Source organism: Streptomyces sp. XY431 (genome assembly GCF_001279805.1).
Taxonomy (GTDB): domain Bacteria; phylum Actinomycetota; class Actinomycetes; order Streptomycetales; family Streptomycetaceae; genus Kitasatospora; species Kitasatospora purpeofusca.
Map to the genome: position 1 here is coordinate 12,633 of NZ_LGDO01000480.1, position 15,584 is coordinate 28,216.

The 15,584-nt window shown below is 72.7% G+C and carries 15 protein-coding genes; 8 read left to right on the forward strand and 7 right to left on the reverse strand.

Features of this window, described 5'->3' with window-relative positions; all coding sequences use genetic code 11:
• Nucleotides 1-150: 150 nt before the first annotated feature.
• Nucleotides 151-480 (reverse strand): hypothetical protein, encoded by a 330-nt coding sequence (locus ADK60_RS30890; protein WP_053650318.1) that lies wholly within the window; start codon nt 478-480, stop codon nt 151-153.
• A 201-nt stretch (nt 481-681) separates the two neighbouring features.
• On the opposite strand from ADK60_RS30890, the gene ADK60_RS47120 reads away from it, so the two are divergent.
• The 5 genes from ADK60_RS47120 to ADK60_RS30920 all read left to right on the forward strand — a co-directional run bounded on the left by ADK60_RS47120 (nt 682) and on the right by ADK60_RS30920 (nt 5,663).
• A complete protein-coding gene (locus tag ADK60_RS47120; RefSeq protein WP_234371358.1) occupies nt 682-2,007 on the forward strand; it encodes a sensor histidine kinase in 1,326 nt (441 codons plus the stop codon).
• Complete coding sequence (locus ADK60_RS30900; RefSeq protein WP_045940454.1) at nt 1,998-2,642, forward strand: response regulator transcription factor; 645 nt, start codon at nt 1,998-2,000, stop codon at nt 2,640-2,642. Before ADK60_RS47120 ends, ADK60_RS30900 begins: the two co-directional genes overlap by 10 nt.
• Before the next feature lie 73 nt (nt 2,643-2,715).
• Entirely contained in the window at nt 2,716-3,405 is a 690-nt protein-coding gene (locus ADK60_RS30905; protein WP_053650319.1) for a DUF4097 family beta strand repeat-containing protein, read from the forward strand.
• An 823-nt stretch (nt 3,406-4,228) separates the two neighbouring features.
• Nucleotides 4,229-4,939, forward strand: coding sequence for a class I SAM-dependent methyltransferase (locus ADK60_RS30915; RefSeq protein ID WP_053650321.1), 711 nt, complete (start codon nt 4,229-4,231; stop codon nt 4,937-4,939).
• A 19-nt stretch (nt 4,940-4,958) separates the two neighbouring features.
• Nucleotides 4,959-5,663 carry a hypothetical protein gene (locus tag ADK60_RS30920; protein WP_053650322.1) on the forward strand — a complete coding sequence of 235 codons (705 nt, stop codon included), beginning with the start codon at nt 4,959-4,961 and terminating at the stop codon, nt 5,661-5,663.
• A gap of 113 nt (nt 5,664-5,776) precedes the next feature.
• Here the strand turns inward: ADK60_RS30920 and ADK60_RS30925 are convergent, their stop codons facing one another.
• Nucleotides 5,777-7,150, reverse strand: a complete 1,374-nt coding sequence (locus ADK60_RS30925) for an MFS transporter (protein ID WP_079008824.1) — start codon at nt 7,148-7,150, stop codon at nt 5,777-5,779.
• A 112-nt stretch (nt 7,151-7,262) separates the two neighbouring features.
• Entirely contained in the window at nt 7,263-7,658 is a 396-nt protein-coding gene (locus ADK60_RS30930) for a winged helix-turn-helix transcriptional regulator (RefSeq protein ID WP_053650323.1), read from the reverse strand.
• A gap of 53 nt (nt 7,659-7,711) precedes the next feature.
• Between ADK60_RS30930 and ADK60_RS30935 the strand changes: the two genes are divergently transcribed.
• Nucleotides 7,712-8,599: an NAD(P)-dependent oxidoreductase gene (locus ADK60_RS30935; RefSeq protein WP_053650324.1), complete on the forward strand. Its 888-nt coding sequence runs from the start codon at nt 7,712-7,714 to the stop codon at nt 8,597-8,599.
• Nucleotides 8,600-8,656: 57 nt separating this feature from the next.
• On the opposite strand, the gene ADK60_RS30940 is transcribed toward ADK60_RS30935, so the two are convergent.
• The gene (locus tag ADK60_RS30940; protein WP_053650325.1) at nt 8,657-9,949 is read right to left on the reverse strand and encodes a M23 family metallopeptidase; all 1,293 of its coding nucleotides are present in this window, start codon (nt 9,947-9,949) and stop codon (nt 8,657-8,659) included.
• A 348-nt stretch (nt 9,950-10,297) separates the two neighbouring features.
• On the opposite strand from ADK60_RS30940, the gene ADK60_RS30945 reads away from it, so the two are divergent.
• Complete coding sequence (locus ADK60_RS30945; protein WP_234371360.1) at nt 10,298-11,440, forward strand: hypothetical protein; 1,143 nt, start codon at nt 10,298-10,300, stop codon at nt 11,438-11,440.
• Nucleotides 11,441-11,479: 39 nt separating this feature from the next.
• On the opposite strand, the gene ADK60_RS30950 is transcribed toward ADK60_RS30945, so the two are convergent.
• Both ADK60_RS30950 and ADK60_RS30955 read right to left on the reverse strand, forming a co-directional pair.
• Complete coding sequence (locus ADK60_RS30950; RefSeq protein ID WP_053650327.1) at nt 11,480-12,238, reverse strand: glycosyltransferase family 2 protein; 759 nt, start codon at nt 12,236-12,238, stop codon at nt 11,480-11,482.
• 46 nt (nt 12,239-12,284) lie between these two features.
• Nucleotides 12,285-13,415, reverse strand: a complete 1,131-nt coding sequence (locus ADK60_RS30955) for a glycosyltransferase (protein ID WP_053650328.1) — start codon at nt 13,413-13,415, stop codon at nt 12,285-12,287.
• 297 nt (nt 13,416-13,712) lie between these two features.
• On the opposite strand from ADK60_RS30955, the gene ADK60_RS30960 reads away from it, so the two are divergent.
• Entirely contained in the window at nt 13,713-14,939 is a 1,227-nt protein-coding gene (locus tag ADK60_RS30960) for a glycosyltransferase (protein WP_053650329.1), read from the forward strand.
• Nucleotides 14,940-15,201: 262 nt separating this feature from the next.
• On the opposite strand, the gene ADK60_RS30965 is transcribed toward ADK60_RS30960, so the two are convergent.
• Complete coding sequence (locus tag ADK60_RS30965; RefSeq protein WP_159400666.1) at nt 15,202-15,444, reverse strand: DUF5302 domain-containing protein; 243 nt, start codon at nt 15,442-15,444, stop codon at nt 15,202-15,204.
• Between the last annotated feature and the right edge of the window lie 140 nt (nt 15,445-15,584).

Sequence of the window (15,584 nt, forward strand, 5' to 3'; positions counted from 1 at the left end):
AGCGCCCTTGGGCCGACATCGGGCCGCGCCCGCGGCCGGAGCACCGTCCTCGACACCACGGGTGGCGGCCTGGAGTTCGGCCACGGCCGACCCGCCGTGCGTCAGGGGTACGCACGGAGGGTCGGCCGAAGCCCGGACGCCCGCGGCCCGTCACTGGCGGCGCGGGATCCGGGCGGTCCGTGACAGCGATACGCAGATGACGGCGGTGGCCGCCCACACCAGGGGGACTGTCCACAGGCTCCACCACATGAGCGGCACCGAGACGGCCGCGGCCGCCAGCAGCGCGACGGTGACCGGCAGCGCGACGTCTCGCCGGTACCGCCTCAGCTGCTCGCCGACGGCCTCTTCGACGATCTCGGCGACGATCTCGGCGACCCGGTCGTCTATGGTGTCCCCGTAGTGCACGAGGAACTGCTCGATGTCGTCGGTCCTGCCGGCCGGGCAGGGGCGGCCGGCGGCGCTCGAGTGTCGATCGGTCATGTCCCCACGATGTCGCACCGGGCGGCGCCGAGTCGACAACGTGAACCCACCGGCCGGACGGGGGGTAAACCCTACCCCCGCCGGCTGGCTTGCCTCGCTGCCGACGGGTGGTCGGGTTGGGTACCGTCCCCTTGTCGAATCGAGGCGCGGACGGTGACCTGGTCGCCGCCCGCACTGCCCACGAGAGCGGGTCTGAAGCAGTTGACCGAGAACATCGCCGGCCGTGCCATCGGCAGAGCCCGGACGGATGCCCGGCCACCTCGCGAGGTAGTGCCGGGCAATCCGCTGCGCGCGCTGGCCTCCCCCGTGCTGTGGCGGGCGTCGATACACCTGGTACTCGACGGTCTGGTGGCGCTGGCGGGACTGGTCGTGCTGGTCGTGCTGGTCGTCGCCGTCTGCCTGGCGCCGGCCGGCCTGGTGGGCCTGCCGCTCACGGTGGCGGCGGGGTGGGCGCTGTTCCGGCTGGCCGCCGTCGAGCGCGCCCGGTTCGCCGTGACCTGCGGGCTGGAGCTCGACGAGCTGCCGACGCCGGTCTGTTCGTGGCGGTTGGCCAAGTCGCTGCAGTCGCTCGTCCACAACCTCTGCACCTGGCGGCTGATCGGCTACTTCGTACTGCTGATGCCGGTGGCGGCGGTGACCGTGGTCGGGGTGGCGCTGATCTGGGCCGTGCCGCTGACCCTGGTACTGCTTCCGGCCTACTACCGGCTGGTGCCCGGCGGGGAGGCCCAGCTCGGGCCGTTCGTGGTGGACTCCCTGCCCCGGGCGCTGCTGGTCGCGGCGGTGGCACTGCTGGTCGGCACGGTCCTCTCCCCACTGCTCGTCAAACTCCTGCTGGCACTGGACACCGCGCTGGCCGTCGCACTGCTTTCCCGGCCCCGCGGCCCGGACCTGGAGCAGCGGGTCAACGATCTGACGGAAAGTCGGGCCCGGGTGGTGGACGCCGCCGAGGCGGAGCGCAAACGGATCGAGCGGGACCTGCACGACGGTGCCCAGCAACGGCTGGTGGCGATGTCGATCACCCTTGGCCGGGCCAGCTCGCGGTTGAAGAAGTCCGGTGACCACGAGACCAACAGGATGGTCGAGGACGCCCGGCGGGAAACCCTCAGCGCCATCGCCGAGTTGCGCAACCTGGCCCGCGGCCTGCACCCGCCGGTGCTGACCGACCGCGGCCTGGAGGGGTCGCTCTCCGCCGTCGCCGCGCTGGCCCCGGTGCCGGTGCGCCTCGACGTCCTGGTGGAGCCGCGCCCGCCCTCCTCCATCGAGGCGGTCGCCTACTTCACGGTGACCGAGGCGCTCACCAATGTGGCCAAACATGCTCATGCGACCCGCGCTTGGGTGGAGATCCGGCGGGAGGGCGCCCGATTGGACGTTAAGGTTGGCGATGACGGGCGTGGCGGAGCCGACCTCGCGGCCGGCACGGGTCTGACCGGTCTGGCGGACCGGGTGTCCGGGGTGGACGGGCGGTTCCGGCTGAGCAGTCCGGTGGGTGGACCGACCGTGATCGAGGTGGAACTGCCATGCGGGTAGTGCTGGCCGAGGACTCCGCGCTGCTGCGCCAGGGCATCGAACTGCTGCTCAGCGAACAGGGGATCGAGGTGGTCGCCGCGGTCGGCGACGGGGAGCAACTCCTGCGCGCGGTGGCCGAACACCGGCCGGACGTCTGTGTGACGGACGTCCGGATGCCGCCCACTTTCCTGGACGAGGGCCTGCACGCCGCACTGGCGGTACGCGCCCGCTGGCCGGAGACCGGCGTCCTGGTGCTCTCCAACTACGTCGAGGAGCGCTACGCCATCGACCTGGTCAACACCAATGACAACGGGGTCGGTTACCTGCTCAAGGACCGGGTGTCGGACGCCGAGGAGTTCGTGGACGCGCTGCGCCGGGTCGCCGCGGGCGAGACGGTCCTCGACCCGGAGGTGGTCAAGCAGCTGCTGGCCGGCAGCCGGCAACGGGATCCGCTGTCCACCCTGACGCCGCGCGAACGGGAGGTCCTCACCGCCATGGCGGAGGGCCGTTCCAACGCCGGGATCGCGGCCGATCTGGTGATCGGCACGGCGGCGGTGGAGAAGTACATCCGCAGCATCTTCGTGAAGTTCGATCTGCAGCAGGAGGTGGGAGACCACCGCCGCGTACTCGCCGTTCTGCGCTATCTGGGAGCTTGAGATCAGTACCACATCGAAGAAGGGCCGCGGACTCCTCCTCATAGGGCTGACCCTCCTCGTCACGGTCGTCGCCGTGGCCAGTTGGATTCTGGTCGCCCTGCTTCCGGCGCACCACCCGTACAGCGGCAACTGGCAGCAGGACGCGGCCGGCGCCAGCCAGGTGACGGTCCGGGCCGACGGACTTCGCGTGACGCTGAGTCAGGACAGCTCCTCGCAGGTCACGGTGGCCATGAGCGGCAGCTACACGGGCCGTGTCCCACAGGTCTCCGTCACCCGGTCCGGGTCGGACGTCACGGTCACCGCCGGCTGCTCCAACGACTGTTCGGAGCACCTGCAGATCACGCTGCCGGCCGGCCTGGCCGCGCAGGTGAGCACCGGGGACGCCGGGATCCGGGCGCAGGGCCTGACCGGCCGGCTGGATCTGACCACCGGGCTGGGTGGGGTCGAGGTGGACCAGTCGTCCGGCCCGCTGACCGTGCGGAGCACCTACGGCACGGTGACCCTCGCCGACAGCAGCGCCCCGAACGCCGAGGTGATCACCACCGACGGCGCGGTCAGCGCCTCCTTCACGGCGGCACCCGCCTCCCTGAAGGTCACCACGGGCTACGGCAGGGTCGACCTCAGGATGCCCCGCGACGCCACCTACCACGTCGACGCACAGAGCTCCCAGTCGTCGCCGAGCGTCTCGCTGCCGAACACCGCCACGGACGCGCCGCACAGCGTCGTGGTGAAGACCACGCGCGGCGGCATCACGGTCCACTGAGCACGCCCGTGCCGCGAACGACGGTACTCACCCGGGCTGCCGCCGAACGACCCGGGGATGTCCAGCTTCTTGCCGGCCACCACCCCTGGGTCGGCCGTTCCGGTGCGCAGGCAGACGCCGCCCAGCACGATCTTCGCGCCGACCGGTGCGCCGTCGACGACCGGGCGAGCATGCCGGGGGCATGGCGGCACGCACCGCCGGCTCTCCTCTCTGCGGTCTCCCGCGGCCAGGCGGCCTCGGCCGTCCTCTCGATCAGCAGGGCGACGAGTGAGTCGGTTCCGGGGCGGTCCCAGGCCGGGGTCGGCTCGACGTCGGGCTTGATCTGCTCGGCCGGGATCTCCAGGCAGTAGGCCGACCCGTTCGGTCAGCCACCCGGGCAGCCGGCCCGGCTCCGGGCAGCGGTCGAGGAGGCCGCAGTCCGCTGCCGCCCCGGCCGAGGCCACCGGCATCGCCCCGCCCGACAACAACGGCTCGGACAACAAGGGCTCGGACTGACTTGGGGGTTATCCATACCCGGTTCGGTGGGCTGACCACGTGTCCGGCCCGGCCGAACTGCTGTTGGCTGGAGGGCAGATGGTCGGTGCGGGGCGGTGCGGGTGCGTCGCCCCGCAGCGCCACCGCGAATCCCCGTGAAGGCCACCGGCCTTCCCGAGAACGAGGAGCGGAACGATCAGTACCTCGAACCGCACCGCCCGACCGTGCACCAGGACGACCGGCGACGACGCGTCGGCCTCCCTCGCCGTGGCCGCCACCAACGGCGGCATCCACATCCACTGAGCGGGCACCACCGTCCCACGCCGACGACCAACGTTGGAGAAGAACCATGCGCCACGCCCCCTCACCCCTGCGCGCCCCGTTCGGCAAGGCCGGCATCTGGGCCCTTGCGGGCGCCTCGGCCGCGGCCGCGGCCACCGCCTGGTGGGTGACCGACTCCGCGCCGTACCCCTACGCGCAGCACCGACTGCTCGACCTCCCACTGCCGTTCCTGTCCTCGGAGCGGCTGGCCGAGCAGCTCCAGCCGCTGCCGGGCGAGCGGATGCTGGAGATCGGCCCCGGCACCGGGCTCCAGTCGCTCCAGGTGGCGCCCCGGCTCGGTGCCGAGGGCCGGCTGGACATCGTCGACATCCAGCAGGAGATGCTCGACCACGTGATGCGCCGGGCCGCCGGATCCGGCCTCGACACCATCGTCCCCACCCTGGCCGACGCGCGCGAACTCCCCTTCGAGAACGCCACGTTCGACGCCGCCTACCTGGTCACCGCGCTGGGCGAGATCCCGGACGTCCCCGCCGCCCTGAGCGAGCTGCGCCGGGTCCTCAAGCCGACCGGTCGCCTGGTCGTCGGCGAGTTCTTCGACCGCCACCAGATCCGCCCGGCGACCCTGGCCCGGCACGCCAACGCCGTCGGCCTGCACGTCATCCGGCAGTCCGGACCGGCCCTGGCCTATTTCGCCCTGCTGCGGCCGTGCACCTCGGGCTCCGAAGGCCGGCCGCTCGCCGGTGCCGCGGTCCGGCGTGCGGCCACCATCGACTCCTGATCGGGACTGGAGGACCGTCGTGAACAATCCCGATATCCGGCGCGCGGCCGAGAGCGAGTGGGGCCTGCTCTACCGCCGGGCGCACGCCCGACTGCGGGCCAGGGGCGCCGCCGCACTGACCCTCACCCTGGTCTCCAGCTGCCTGGTGCTGCTGTTCGCGGCGATCGACGAGTTCCCGAACGGGGCGGCCTTCGTCTCCCGGGCAGGCGTGGTCCGGGCCACCGACCCGTGGGAGGTCGCGCTGCTGCGCCTCCCGGTCTCGATATTCGTACCGGCCATCGGCCTGCCCTGCTGGACCGCCGTGTTACTGGTGGTCCTCGCCTTCGGGACCGCCGAGCTGACCCTCGGCCCGTGGCGCACGCTCGCCATCGGATACACCTGCTCGCTGGTGAGCACCTGCTACGCGCGCTTCGGGGTGTCCCAGCCGCCCGGCCACCTGCTCCACCTGCCCGCCGAATTCGCCCAGGTCCGGGACACCGGGCCGTCGGTGGCCGTGATCGGGCTGGGCCTGCTGGTCGCCTGGCGGTTCGGGGCGCGCCGGACCGCGCTGGGCGTGGTGCTGCTGACGACCGCGATCACGGCGGTGGACCCGGAGTTGGCGGGTTACGAACACATGGCCGCGCTGGTGACCGCCGCCTTGCTGCTGCTCGCGGACGGGGTCGCCCGCAGGCTGGCCGCCCTCGGTGCGCACGGCTCCGTCGCCGTGGCGCCCCGGCCACGGTGACCTGACCGGCGACCGGGGCGGCGACGCGTCGTGTCGGCTCCCCCCGAGTGAATTCCTTCTGCTTGACGAACGAGAACTGTGCGGCCTGTCCGGAGAACGGGTACCGTCCGCCGTTACGGCAACTGCGAGGGAAAGCCGCGCAACGCCCGCACGTCCCTGGTGAACATCAGTGGCAGGCACGAGAGCAGGCCGATTCCGGCGATCAGCCACAAGGTGGGCCGGGTACCGATGACGGAGGCGAGGTAGCCTCCGGCCAGCGCGCCGACCGGGAGCGTGCCCCAGACGGCGAACCGGACGGAGGCGTTCATCCGGGCCAGCATGCCGGTGGGCGTGACGGCCTGGCGGAGGCTGACCTGGGCGATGTTGTAGACCGTGATGCCGCACGCCATGATGCCGGTCGCCACGATCAGGGTGGGGACCGCACGGGTCGGCGCCGCCGTCGCCAGGACGACGACGGCGATGCCCGACATCGACTTGGCCGCGATCAGGACCCTGCCGAGGCCGGCGAGTTCGACGAGCCGACCGCTGATCACGGCACCCAGCAGCGCACCGCAGTTGCCCACGGTCAGGGCGAGGCCGAGCTCTCCCGGCGAGAGCCCGAGGTCACGCAGGGCGAAGGCGGTCAGCACGACCCCCAGCGCACCGCCCAGTCCCACCAGATTGCTCGTCCCGGTCGCGAGCGCCAGCGACCGCAGCGTCCGGTGGCGGAAGACGAACCGCAGCCCCTCGGCGATCTGCGTACGCATCCCGGTCCTCGCCCGAGGCGCCGCCGCCTCGGCGCGAGGCACCCGGACGAGGCCCAGCAGGAGCGCGGACACCAGGTAGCTCACCGCGTTGACCACCAGGATCAGCGGCGCGGCGACCGACTGCAGGAGCAGGCCGCCGAGGCTCGGACCGGCCAGTTCGGCGGCCGAGCGGGAGAACTCCAGCCTGCTGTTGCCGTCCGGGGTCTGCTCCCTGGACACGACGGTCGGCAGGAAGGCCTGATCCGCGATGTCGAAGAACACCGTGCACAGCCCGATGGCGAACCCGACCGCACAGAGCAGCGGAACGCTCAACAGCCCGGCGAGGTGGCCGATCGGCAGCAGCGCGATGGCCGCGGCCCGCCCGATGTCGGCCGCCACCATCACCCGCCTGCGGTCCCACCGGTCGAGCAACGCACCCGCCGGGAGCCCGAACAGCAGGAACGGTACGGTCTCCAGCGCCGATATGAGGCCGAGTTGGCCCGTCGATGCCGAAAGGGTCGTCAGCGCGAGCACGGGGATGACGAAGAACGTGATCTGAGTGCCGAACTGGCTGACGGTGTGCGCCGACCACATGGCCCGGAAGTTGCGCTGCCGCCATACGCTGACCGGCCGGGCAGCGGCAACCGCCGGGACGGGTTCGGAGTCGACGTTCACGGTCCCTCGTTCCTGGTCGGTGATCACGGCGCGCCAACCGGCCCACTGCTCCTCGGTGTTGTACAGCACCAGGTAGTTCGCACGCACATCGACCGGCCTTTCCCGGCCAGCCCAGTAGCCACCTTTTAGTGCGTACTGGGCAGCGGCGTGCGGCGCGACGAGACTGGCACCCAGAAGAACGAAAGGAGATGGCAGCGGGTCAGGAGGCCACCGGTTCGACCTGTCCGGCCTGTCCGACCTGCTCGGCCCGCTCGGCCCGCTCGGCCGCCATGCGGTCGAGGCGCTCGTGGCCCAGGTCGGAAACCGGGCCGAGGGCGTCGGAGAGCCGGTGGCCGAAGTCGGTCAGCGAGTAGACCGTCTTCAGCGGAAGGACGTCGTGCACCTCGCGGTGCACCAGGCCGTCGGACTCCATCTCGCGCAGGGCCTGGGTGAGGACCTTCTCGCTGAGCCCGGGAAGGCGTCGGCGGATTGCGGCGGGGCGCTGCGGACCGGCCTCCAGCAGCCAGAGCAGGGACGTCTTCCACTTGCCGTCGATCACGGAGATCACGGCGGTCACCCCGCACACGTTCGGGTTCACGGCCTGACTGCGCGTCATCTCTTCCCCCCGGGGTCGTCGTTGTCCACCACCATGTCTACAGGAGATGAAGTATGCCCACCAACCACACCCGGCCCACCGTCACCGTGCTCGGTCTCGGGCCGATGGGGCGCGCCCTGGCCGGCGCCTTCACGGACGCCGGTGTCCGCACCACGGTCTGGAACCGCACCCCGGGCCGGGACGCCGCGCTGGTCGCCCGGGGCGCGGTGAGCGCGGCCACCGCGGCGGAGGCCGTGGCGGCAAGCGAGCTGACGGTCGTCTGCGTGGTGAACTACGACGCCTCGGACGCCGTGCTGCACCGCGAGGACGTCGCGGCCGCGCTCAAGGGCCGGACGGTGGTCAACCTGACCGCCGACTCGCCGGACCGGGCCCGGTCCACGGCCGCCTGGGCGGCGGAGCACGGCGTCGAGTACCTGGACGGCGCCATCATGACGCCGGCCCCGAGCATCGGCACGCCGGAAGCGGTCTTCATCCACAGCGGGCCGGCCGACCTCTACGAGCGGTCCGCACCGCTGCTGGCGGCGCTCGGCGGTACCCACACCCACCTCGGCGAGGAGATCGGCCGGGCGGCCGGCTTCGACCTCGCGCTCCTGGACATCTTCTGGACCGCGATGGCCGGATACGTGCACGCGCTGGCGCTGGCCAAGGCGGAGGGGATCAGCGGGCGGGAGCTGGCGCCGCTGGCCCAGGGGATCGGTGCGATCCTGCCCCCGCTGTTCGCGGAGTTCGCCGAGGACTTCGACAGCGGCAGCTACTCGGGCGCGATCAACCCGCTCACCTCGGCAGTCTCCACCATGGCCCACGTCGTGCACACCGCGGAGTCGCACGGCATCGAGTCCGGGGTGATGCGTGCGGCCGAGGGGCTGGTCCGCCGGACCATCGCCCTCGGCCACGGCGAGGACGGGGCGAGCCGCCTCGCCGAGGTGCTGGGCCGACGCTGAACCGCCCGGGGTCCGGCGGCCCCGTGGGAGCGGACCCCGGGCCGCCGACCCGGGCGGTCAGAAGTCGATCACCTCGCGGTCCAGCGGGTACTCCGACCGGTGCTCGCCGTCGTACGGCGAGGGCTGGATCGGCAGGACGCCGGTCGGCTGCAGGCCGAGATTGTCGTCCCAGAGCCGGGGCTCGACGTGTCCGGCGACCCGGAACTCCCGGAAGGTGAAGGGAGGGCTGTCGGTCGGGAAGAACTCGGCCGTCGTCAGCACCTGGAAGTGCAGATGAGGGGTGGTGGAATTGCCGCTGTTGCCGATCAGCCCGAGGGTCTGGCCAGGTTCGACGCAGTCCCCCTCCCGGACGTTCAGCGACCCGGGGTGCAGGTGGCCGTAGAGGAGGTACCGGCCGGGTGCGACCTCCAGCGTGACGTGGTTGCCCACGGTGTCCGCGATCGGCGGAACGGGGGGTGACACGGGCGGCGGATTGTCCGGGAGACCGTCCTGGACCTCCACCACCCGGCCGCCGGTCGATGCCACGACCGGCTGGCGGTAGCTCAGGTAGTCGGTGAGCCGGGTGGGGTCGCCCTCCCAGGTCTGTCCCTGCTCCCCGACCCGGTACCAGTCGATCGCGAAGCGCTGCGGCACGTAGAAGCGGCCGTTGATCGGCGCGAAGCCGCGCCGGTGGTGGGTGTTGCCGCAGCACGACTCACTGACGTACCAGCTCCCGGGGAGGACCGGCGGGCTCAGGTCGGGCGGAGCTGTGCGGGCGGTCGGGGTGGACTGCACCGTCTCCTCGAACGGCGAGGTGCCGGACGGGGTCAGGACCGCGCCCACCAGGTGGTGTTCGAGGACCTCGGGCACGGGCTGCCCGTGGTCGAGGGCCAGGTCGATCCAGATGATCCACTGCTGGGAACCCTGGATGACGGTCTCCGTCGGCGGCGGTGGCGGCGGCGTGTACGCGTCCGCCCCCGGCAGGGGGTCGCCCACCGGGTTGGCGGCCGCGCCCAGCACCGGTCCGCCCAGCGAGCCGACGACCTGGTGGGTGTTCGCGTCCTGGACGTCCACCCGGTCGAGTCGCACCCGGGCACTGCTGGGCAGAGCGCTGGTGGTGAGCAGCTCGTACGAGAGGTGCACCTTGCCGTCCGTGGCGTCGAACGGCGCGGGCTCGGTCAGCACCGCTGCGGTGAGCGGGGTGAACTGGGTGCCGGACGGCAGTGCGGTCGGTGCGGTCGGTGCGGTCGGTGCGGCGGCGTGCCCGGGCGCGATCGCGGTCGCCGCCACGAGAGCTCCGAGCACGCCGCCGGCGAGCCCGCGGAGCAGGGCCCGGTGCCCGGTGGACCTGGGGGAGTTTCGGTGTGCCATGTGGTCCCCGTCGTTCGTCGAGGCCGACGGCTCTGGGGGGAGGAGCGCCGGTACGCCCCGGGGGCGAGGCGCAGGCTCATGCAACGTGGCGGCGGCCCGATCCTGACGGACGCTCCCTGGGTCCACGCCGAATTGCACCCGTCCGGGCCCCTCACCGGTCGCCCCCCTGCCGGGCGGCGCGCGGCGGCCGGTCCGGTCCCGGGTTTCACCCCGATGCCGCTCACCCCGGCCAGGCACACCTGCCTCCCCCGCCCGGGGGAGGCAGGTGCTCCGATCGACGGATGCGACCGGCCCCGGCCGGCGGGGAGTCTTGACCTGCATGCGCGTTCCGGAGGTACGGAGGTCACGGTGGCTGTTCCTACGAGTCCGAAGGCCGGCCTCGCTCCCCGGCCGGGGACCGCGAGCCCGGAGCGGATGCTGTGGAGGCGCCGCTGGCCCGCCTGGGCACCCACGGCCGCCGCGCTGTGGGGCGCGTTGTACGCCGCCGTCGAGATCACCTGGGCGGCGACCCGCACCACCGTGCAGTGGAAGGAGCACTCCGCGTACGCGCCGGGGGTCCAGCTCTCCCTGGCGGCCCTCGCCCTCCTGGCCGGCGCCGCCTGCCTGGCCGGCACCCGGCCGCCGGCCGGGCCCGGCCGGGTCGCGGTGGCGGCGGCGCTGATGGTGGCGCTCCCGCTGTTCGCCGTGGGCATGAGCGGTCTGCCGCTCTACTTCGTGACGCTGGTGACGCTCTCCGGGGTCGAGAGCGCCACCGGCCTGGCCCAGGTGCTGCTGAACACCGCCGGGGCCGTGCTGCTGCTGCTCGTCGGCCTGTCGTACCGCCGACGGCTGCGCGGCGAATGCCCCCGGTGCGCGAGGCCGCACACCGGCGCCGACGACGGCCCGCTCGTCCACCCGGCCGCGTCCCGCGCCCCGCGGCGGACCCGGGGCGCGGTGTACCTGCTCATGTGCGGACTCCTGCCGTGGGCGGGGGTCAAGACCGTCTGGACCCTGGGCGGCAACGTCCTCGGCGTCTCCGCCGAGGAGTGGCGGGAGGCGATCGGCCCCGGCGCCTCGGGACCGGCGAAGGCCGCCGCGGCGGTGGGGATCGACATCACCGTGCTGGCCGCCCTGGTCGGGATCTTCCTGCTGCTGGGCCTGCTGTACGTCTGGGGACAGGTCTTCCCCCGCTGGACGCCGTTCCTGTCCGGACGACGCGTCCCGCGCCTGCTGCCGCTGGTCCCGGCCTGGCTGACCGGCCTCCCCCTGGCGCTGTACGGAGCCGTCCTCAGCGTCATGGCCCCGCTCATCGCCGTCGGCGTGCTGCCCCCCGTCAAGCCGGTCGGGCCGTTCACCACCGCGCAGACGACGTGGATGGTCGAGTTCGGCGGCCTGGCGTTCGGCGGCCTGGGCCTCGGTCTCGTCGTCGCCGCCCGCTCCTACGGCGCCCGCACCCACCCCGTCTGCCGGAGCGCCCTGGAAGCGCCCCACCCCGAGCTCGCCACCCCCTGACCACCGGGCACCAGGCGACCCCGTGCCCAGGCAACCGGGTCAGACTTCCACCCACCGGGTGAAGTTGAGCAGGACCTCGGCGGGCGTGCGGTCGTGGTTCACCGTGAGTCGGCCGGAGCGCAGGTTCTCCTCGGTCCGGCGGAGGTTCTGCTGCCACATGTCGTGCCAGCTCAGCGGACTTCCGGTGTGCCGGACCTTGTCGGCGTCCGTGTTGCGGATGGCGAACGGAGCCTGCTGGGGCGCTCGGAGGACGCGCAGGCCGCGGGCCTTGGCCCGGTCCATCAGGTCGAGGTCCTGGCAGCCCATCGGAAGCAGCCGCTCGTCGTACCCGCCGAGCGCGTCGAAATGCGCGCGGGGCAGTCCGATGCGGCCGTACGACCCGTTGCCGCCGTCCGGTCTGCCGTCCGGGTTGGGGCTGAAGCCCCAGATCAGCAGGTCCGGGTCCGCCGTCCAGTGGGTGCGCCAGGCGGGGAGGGTGTCGCCGATGTAGTTGTCGGCGTCGAGGTTGATCAGGTGGGTGCCGGTGGCGGCGAGGTGGGCGAGGTTCTTGGCTTTCGAGGCGTGGAAGTGGGGCTCGGTGCGCTGATGGAGGTAGCGCAGTGTGCCGTTGTCGATATGGGACCGGAACTGACGCACCCAGGAGTCGAGTTCGTCGTCCGAGTGGTAGTTGACGAGGACGATCTCGCTGTTCCCGTCCTCGCTGACGCGCCGCAGATTGTCGGGGAGGGTGTCGCGGAGCTGCCAGAGACGGTTCTTGCACGTCGTGCAGTAGGAGAGCCTTCCCGTGGATTCCGCCATCGTGCCTCCCGACGCGTCCCGCGGCCCACGGCCCACGGCCCACGGCTCAGCGGTACATGAACTGTTCGGCCAGGCCCCGGGGAACGGCCCCGTCCTGGTGTGCCAGGTGCGCCAGACGCTCCCCCACCCGGTCGAGCGACTCGGTGCGGGGGCGGGTCGGCAGGTCCCGGACCGGGCCGGCCTTGAGCGCCCGGCCGATCTGCTCCGCCAGGTCCTCCGGCGCGGCGCTCCGCACCAGCTCGCAGGCGTGGTGGGCGGCGAACTGCTCGATCCGGCCCCGCTGGTCGTCGAAGTTCCGTTGGGCGGGATTGGCGAGGACCCTGGCGCCTCCCGCGGTGGCCTCGTGCAACGAGCCGTAGCCGCCGCGGCAGATCACCACGTCCGCCGCGGACAGGATGTCCGGCAGGTTCCGCGCTCCGCGCAGCACGGTGAGGCGATGGGGGAATTCCGCGGGGATCTTCACCCAGGGGCGGAACATCGGGCCCAGCACCAGCATGACCGACAGCCCCGGTTCGGTGACCCGGGACAGCGCGGCCAGAGCGAGGTCGAAGTGCTCGCGCGCCTCGGCCCCGTTGCCGCGTCCCCCGCCGGACATCACCACCACCATCCGCTCCTCGGCGGAGACGCCCAGCTTCTCCCGGGTCTCCGCCGGATCGGCCGCCGCGGTCCGGAAGACCGGTCCCGTCCAGATCGCGTCGATCCCGGCCGCTTCGAGCCGCTCCCCGAACTCCGGGTGCGCGGCCGGGTCGTCGGGGACGAAGACGAGGTCCATCCGCGGCAGCGGGCAGTCCGGTCGGGCCAGGTAGTCGGCGAGGTCCCGGCGCGGTCGCAGACAGATCGCCTGGCGGGCGCCGAGCAGCGCCGCCGCCCGTTCGACCGTCGGCCACACCAGGGTGTCGTGCACGACCACCCGGGGTCGCAGGCCCGCCAGTGCCGCGTGCGTCATCGCCGTGATGGCGGCCAGCATGTCGGGATGGGCCCGTTCGCCGCGGTACCGCCCCGCCCGCCCCATCGACGGCAGCTCGATCACCGGCACTTCGCCGCAGACCTCGTCCACGGCGGGGCCGGAACCGAGGACGACCGGATCCAACCCGGTCCGCCCCGCCCGCAGATGGCGGGCCAGCGCGGTCTGGCGGGCCAGGTGACCGGCTCCGATGCCGTTGATGGCGTGAAGCACGACACGGGCTGCCGCTCGCGGTTCCCGTGGCCCGGGAACACCGTCCGCTTCCGGCCCGGGCGAGGATGAGATGCCGACCATGGCCGCCAGCATGGCAGAGAGTTCGGCCGCCGACCCATGACTCTCGGTTGTTCGACAGTTACTGGCCGTTCCGGCCACGAGATCCGGCCATGCGGACCGGAGGTGCGTTGAACTCCGCCGGGAACGGGCAGCGTTGACGGCGGAACAGGCCGACCGACCACGGCCGACCGATCACGGCCGGCCGTCTTCACGGCCGGGGCGCCGGAGGACCGTTCTGTGCCATCGCTCGTACCGCACCTCCTGGCCGCCGTGCCGTTCGTCGCCCTCGCCGGCTTCGTGCGGGCCGTGCACCTGGTCCACCGGCGGGTGGGTCGCCGCTACCGGCCTGTCACGGCCTCGTGCCGGCTGCCGCTCGCCGTCGTCTCGCCCGTCTACCGCGAGGATCCGCAGCTCTTCCGGCGGGCGCTGGAATCCTGGCTGGCCGAGGACGTGTCCGAGATCGTCTGCGTCGTCCACCAGGACGACCTCGCCTGCCTCGACGTGGCACGCCACTATCCCGTCCGCGTCCTGACCACCGACCGGGCGGACAAGCGCGAGGCGCTGCGGCAGGGGTGGCAGGCCGTGTCCGCCGAGCTGGTCGCCCTGGTCGATTCCGACGTCGTCTGGGAGCCCGGCGTGGCCGCCGCGGTCCGCGCCCCGTTCACCGACCCCGAGGTGGGCGGCGTGGCGACCTCCCAGAGCGCCCTCGACCCGCACAGCATCTGGGAGTTCGCGGGGGAACGCTTCAAGGGGGAGGGCCGGCTCCCCGCGTTCACGGTCGCCGGCCGGGCCCAGATGTGCCTCATCGGACGCACCGCGGTCTACCGGCGATCCGTCCTCGTGGAGGCCGCCGACGCCTTCGTCGACGAGACCTTCCTCGGCCGCCGGTGCGTCGTCGGGGACGACACCCGGCTCACCGAGCTGACGCTGCGCGCCGGCTACCGCACCGTCTTCCAGAGCAGCGCCGCGGTGCGGTCCCGGTATCCGGGAACCGGCCGGGAATTCCTCGGCCAGCGACTGAGGAACGCCCGCAACTTCTGGCGGGTGAGACTCACCGCCCTGGTCACGGGCCGGGTCTGGCTCCACCCCTACCTGGCCTTCGGCACCCTCGCCGACGTCGTCGCCCGCAGCGGGTTCTGGCTGTGCGAGATCTACCTCGTCGTGCTGGCCGCCAACGGGCACGTGCTCGTACCGGCGATCGCCGCAGGGTGGTCCGTCCAGCACCGCGCCCGCGCGGCACGGACGTTCGTCCGCCGCCGGGCCCTGCCGGGCTGGCACGTGCCTGCCCTGCTCGCCATCGACCTCGCCCTGAAGAACCTCGACCTGGTCGGCCTGCTCACCATGCGGCGCCAGACCTGGCTCACCCGCCGGACTCCTACCGGGGCGCCCACCCCGGCGTCGGAGCCGTCCGCTCCACGTGAGCTCGGCCCGCAGCCTGCCGAGGGCCCGAACCCTGTTCCCTGACGGGGCAGAGCCGCCTTCCCGTCCCTGGGACGCCCCGGACGCTCTCCCCCGGCCGGCCTTTGCGCCGCGACGTGGCCGCCCGGATCGGCGGGGACCCGACCGGCCCGGTGCGGCCGGTGCCGAGCAGCGGCGCCTCGGGCGAGCGGGTGAAGACCCTGCAGTACCTGCTGGGTGCAGCGGGGCGCCCTTGCCTGTCGCGTACAGCTACGGCCGCCCGGTCAGGCCCCCCGGACCTGGCGACCTCCGGCGTGAACCGGGCTTGTCAACCGCCGCTCTTGCGACGGAAGTTGCGCTTGCCGGCCGCCGCGCCGTGGGTACCGTGGATCTTCGAGTCGCCATTCGGGCCGCCGGCCGCGCCACCGGACTTGACGCCGTGCTTGCGCTCCAGGGCGGCGAGGAACCGGGCCTTTACGTCGTCCTGGGCGGCGCGCGGGGGGACCTCGGCAGCCTCCACGGCCTCCGGGCTCTCGGGGTTCTCGGACGACTCCACGTCGCTGCTGCTCATGCAGAACCTCTTCCTTGAAGGATGGTGGCGGTTGATAGCTTCACGCACACCATGTCATGCCCGAGCTTCCCATCTGCGGGTGGTACCGATCCTGTACCCCGTCCGGCCCTCAGGGCCCGGCCGGGTCCCGAGGGGTTGTC

What these genes read in the sequence shown, in the direction of transcription:
- ADK60_RS30930 (WP_053650323.1), bottom strand. Translation starts at nt 7,658, where the DNA reads ATGACGCGCAGTCAGGCCGTGAACCCGAACGTGTGCGGGGTGACCGCC.
- ADK60_RS30950 (WP_053650327.1), bottom strand. Translation starts at nt 12,238, where the DNA reads ATGGCGGAATCCACGGGAAGGCTCTCCTACTGCACGACGTGCAAGAAC.
- ADK60_RS30915 (WP_053650321.1), top strand. Translation starts at nt 4,229, where the DNA reads ATGCGCCACGCCCCCTCACCCCTGCGCGCCCCGTTCGGCAAGGCCGGC.
- ADK60_RS30940 (WP_053650325.1), bottom strand. Translation starts at nt 9,949, where the DNA reads ATGGCACACCGAAACTCCCCCAGGTCCACCGGGCACCGGGCCCTGCTC.
- ADK60_RS30890 (WP_053650318.1), bottom strand. Translation starts at nt 480, where the DNA reads ATGACCGATCGACACTCGAGCGCCGCCGGCCGCCCCTGCCCGGCCGGC.
- ADK60_RS30965 (WP_159400666.1), bottom strand. Translation starts at nt 15,444, where the DNA reads ATGAGCAGCAGCGACGTGGAGTCGTCCGAGAACCCCGAGAGCCCGGAG.
- ADK60_RS30900 (WP_045940454.1), top strand. Translation starts at nt 1,998, where the DNA reads ATGCGGGTAGTGCTGGCCGAGGACTCCGCGCTGCTGCGCCAGGGCATC.
- ADK60_RS30935 (WP_053650324.1), top strand. Translation starts at nt 7,712, where the DNA reads ATGCCCACCAACCACACCCGGCCCACCGTCACCGTGCTCGGTCTCGGG.